Genomic DNA, 3624 nt, shown 5'->3' on the forward strand with positions numbered 1-3624 from the left:
ATGGACCGCAAGCGTCTGAATTGCTTCCACCAACAAGTCTTCTAGATCCGTCGCATCTCCTGCCGGAATAATTGCGGCTTTGAACGACATCGTTGCCGCTTCCAAATCAGCGAAGGCTTCATCCAACTGACCCTGAGTTTGGTTCAGCGCATCATCGGCGATCGCCTGCGCGGCGTCGATCGCTGCCTGCAAAGCGCTGCGATCGTTCGTCGATGCTTGTCCCACGTTTGTGCCTTCGGGATGGCCCGCAAGCGTCTGAATTGCTTCCACCAACAAGTCTTCTAGATCGGTCGCATCTCCTGCCGGAATAATCGCAGCTTCAAACGACATCGTTGCCGCTTCCAAATCAGCGAAGGTTTCATCAAACTGACCCTGAGTTTGATTCAGCGCATCGTCGGCGATCGCCTGTGCGGCGTGGATTGCTGCCTGCAAAGCGCTGCGATTATTCGCCGACGCTTGTCCGACGTTTGTGCCTTCGGGATGGACCGCAAGCGTCTGAATTGCTTCCACCAACAAGTCTTCTAGATCCGTCGCATCTCCTGCCGGAATAATTGCGGTTTTGAACGACATCGTTGCCGCTTCCAAATCAGCGAAGGCTTCATCCAACTGACCCTGAGTTTGGTTCAGCGCATTGTCGGCGACCGCCTGCGCGGCGTCGATCGCTGCCTGCAAAGCGCTGCGATCGTTCGCCGATGCTTGTCCCACATTTGTGCCTTCGGGATGGCCCGCCAGCGTCTGGGTTGCATCCGCCAATAATTCTTCCAATTCCGCCGCAGCCCCGGCCGAGATAATTGCGGCTTCGAATGTATCCATTGCCGCTTCCAGATCGGAGACAGCATCATTCAACTGACTCTGAGTTTGGTTCAGCGCATCGTCGGCGATCACCTGCGTGGCGTCGATCGCTGCCTGCATAGCGCTGCGATCGTTCGCCGATGCTTGTCCGACGTTTGTGCCTTCGGGATGTTCCGCCAGCGTCTGGGTCGCATCCGCCAACAATTCTTCCAGATCCGTCGCATCTCCTGCCGGAATAATCGCGGATTTGAACGATGTCTTTGCCGCATCCAGATCAGCGACAGCATCATTCAACTGACTCTGAGTTTGGTTCAGCGCATCGTTGGCGATCGCCTGCGCGGCGTTGATCGCTGCCTGCAAAGCGCTGCGATCGTTCGCTGATGCTTGTCCTACGCCTGTGCCTTCGGGATGGTCCGCCAGCGTCTGGGTCGCATCCGCCAACTGCGTATTGAGCATCGATGGATTTCCAACCGGTACGATAGTTTTCTGGAATGCCGTGGTCGCCGCATTCAATACGCTTGTTGCCATATCCAACTGACTTTGCGTGTAATCACCCGCATTATCTCGAATTTGCTGTGCCGTATCGATGGCTGTTTCCAGCGCGCCGCGATCGCCACTTGACGTCTGCCCTACTCCCGTGCCTTGAGGATGATCCGTCATCGCTTGTTCCGCAACCGTAATCGCTGCACCAAGCGCTACCGGATTGCCGGGTCCGATGATCGCGGCGTTAAAGGCTTGAATCGCTGAATTTAACGAGCTGACGGTATCATTCAACTGACTTTGCGAGTATTGGCTAGCGTTCTGGAAAATCTGCTGCGCCGTATCGATCGCCATTTGCAACGCAATGCGCGTTCCTGACGACGTTTGCCCCACGTTTGCGCCTTGCGGATGGTCCGTCATCGCCTGCTGCGCATTCGATAGCGTATTGCTGAGCGCCGTCGGATCTCCGGCCGGTATAATCGCAGCCATGAATGTATCCATTGCCACTCCTAACTCAGCGACTGCGACATTCAGTTCATCCTGCCGATAAATGCCGGCCTGATTAATGATTTGCCGCGCCGCGTCGATTGCTGCCTGTAGTGCGCTGCGATTGCCCTCCGATGTTTGTCCCGCGTTCGTGCCTGCTGTATGATCGGAGAGTGCCTGCCCCGCTTCAGTCAGCGCAGTCCCCAATGCCGCAGGATTGCCCGCCGGGATAATCTGCCCCTCGAATGCAGAGATTGCCGCGGTCAAAGGGTTTGCGGCGGTGACCAAGTCGGAGGCAACGGTCGCGTTTCCGATTCCGTAGATATATGTCTTGGCGTCGTCATACGCCGCGGTCAAATCGTTATAAGCATTAGCCGGCACTTGTCCTACACCGGTACCCGGCAAGTTATTTTTTAAAAATGCCTTAGCAGTCGCGACCGCTTGAAACAACGCCGTTCCGTCAACAAACGCGTGACCGTTATTCGCTGCATAAGTAGCTGCAGGAGAATTCGCGATTCCGAATAGTTTGAGATTCCCTGGATTGCTAGAAAAGACGCCTGTCCCAAAAGATGTCCCAGCGCCTAACACCGTTACGCTGGTCAAGCTGTTATTATAAAATGAGGCACTGGCGACATTCGTTACACCGGCCGGGATGACCAGTTTCGTAATGTGATTGGTGTCGAAAGCCCCGCCATTAATTGTCTTCAAATTTTCCGACAATTTAATTGATGTCAAACTATTCATATAAAAAGAATAATTGCCGATAGTCGTCACACTGTCTGGAAAATCGACGGTTGTAAGCGGATTGTTCTCGAAGGCGCTGGAGCCAATCGTTAACAAGTTGTCCGGTAGGTCTATTGAAGTGAGTCTAGTATAACGGAAGGCATACGTTTGAATTTCCTTCACACTATTCGGAATAACGACGCCCGTGATTTGGGGTTTGCCTGTCCCATAGGTATCAAACGCCGATCTTCCGATCGAAGTTACCGTCACCCCCGATAACGTGGAGGGAATGACCACGTTCAAATCCGTACCCGAGTAACCTGTAACGGTGGCGCCATTGCTGCTCGTGGTGAAAACAAATTCATCTTCAGCCGCGTGCGCGATTTGAATCTGTGATAACGAAGTTCCGAATGCTAATAATGCAATCAATAGGCTTAATAGTGATTTTCTCATGTTTTTTCTCCTTTACGTTGAAACTTGTCGAATGAACGGGTACCACATATCATTATAGAGACGGCCAATAAATAAATAATGAAAGAATCAGCCGAAACCGCGTAGTATCAAGCTTTGCGAGGTTTTTAATTTTTTGTGAAGTCGGTATTCCAATCATGTCGGTTTATCTTTAAGGGATAGTTGAGAGTCTCACATGAATAATTCCAATAATTCACCCTCTAAATAGCAAACGGCAGTTCATCATTTGATGAGCTGCCGTTGTGTCCTTATTGAGCGAAAGTTCGCCGTTAGGATTCCTGTAGAGTATTATTCCTCTAAACAAAACTGCCATTACTTCAAAGTTACTTAGCTGGCTTTCCACCACGTTCTGCTGCCCGTTAGGATTCCTGTAGAGCGTTAATTTTGCGCTTTGCATAAATACGAGCGCCTCCGGTACGATGGGTTAATCACGGGTCAAAGCCCTTTAACCATCTTAAGGAGGTCGCTCTATCTTGAAGTTTAAAGCGCAAACCAAACAAAATCAACTGCTCGAACGTATTTCAACTCAGCACCTTGTCGTCGGCATCGACATCGCCCAGCAAACCCACGTTGCACGCGCCGTCAATTTCCGTGGCATTCTGCTGGGCACTCCGCTTCACTTCTCCAACGACGACGCAGGCTTCAGCCTACTGCCGCAGTGGATGAAAGATT

The 3624-nt window shown here is 51.8% G+C and carries 2 protein-coding genes and 1 pseudogene; 1 reads left to right on the plus strand and 2 read right to left on the minus strand.

Features of this window, described 5'->3' with window-relative positions; all coding sequences use genetic code 11:
* Together FGT79_RS28660 and FGT79_RS28665 are read right to left on the minus strand one after the other, a co-directional pair.
* The coding region (locus FGT79_RS28660) for a leucine-rich repeat domain-containing protein (RefSeq protein ID WP_138756264.1) at positions 1–2934 on the minus strand (2934 nt) is incomplete at its 3' end.
* Positions 2935–3145: 211 nt separating this feature from the next.
* Positions 3146–3349 carry a hypothetical protein gene (locus FGT79_RS28665; RefSeq protein ID WP_138756259.1) on the minus strand — a complete coding sequence of 68 codons (204 nt, stop codon included), beginning with the start codon at positions 3347–3349 and terminating at the stop codon, positions 3146–3148.
* Between the two features lie 76 nt (positions 3350–3425).
* Here FGT79_RS28665 and FGT79_RS28670 point away from each other — a divergent pair.
* Positions 3426–3624, plus strand: a pseudogene (locus FGT79_RS28670) (IS110 family RNA-guided transposase); the annotation flags it as partial.

It is taken from the genome of Paenibacillus sinopodophylli (genome assembly GCF_005930355.1).
Lineage (GTDB): Bacteria > Bacillota > Bacilli > Paenibacillales > Paenibacillaceae > Pristimantibacillus > Pristimantibacillus sinopodophylli.

What these genes read in the sequence shown, in the direction of transcription:
- FGT79_RS28665 (WP_138756259.1), bottom strand. Translation starts at nt 3,349, where the DNA reads ATGCAAAGCGCAAAATTAACGCTCTACAGGAATCCTAACGGGCAGCAG.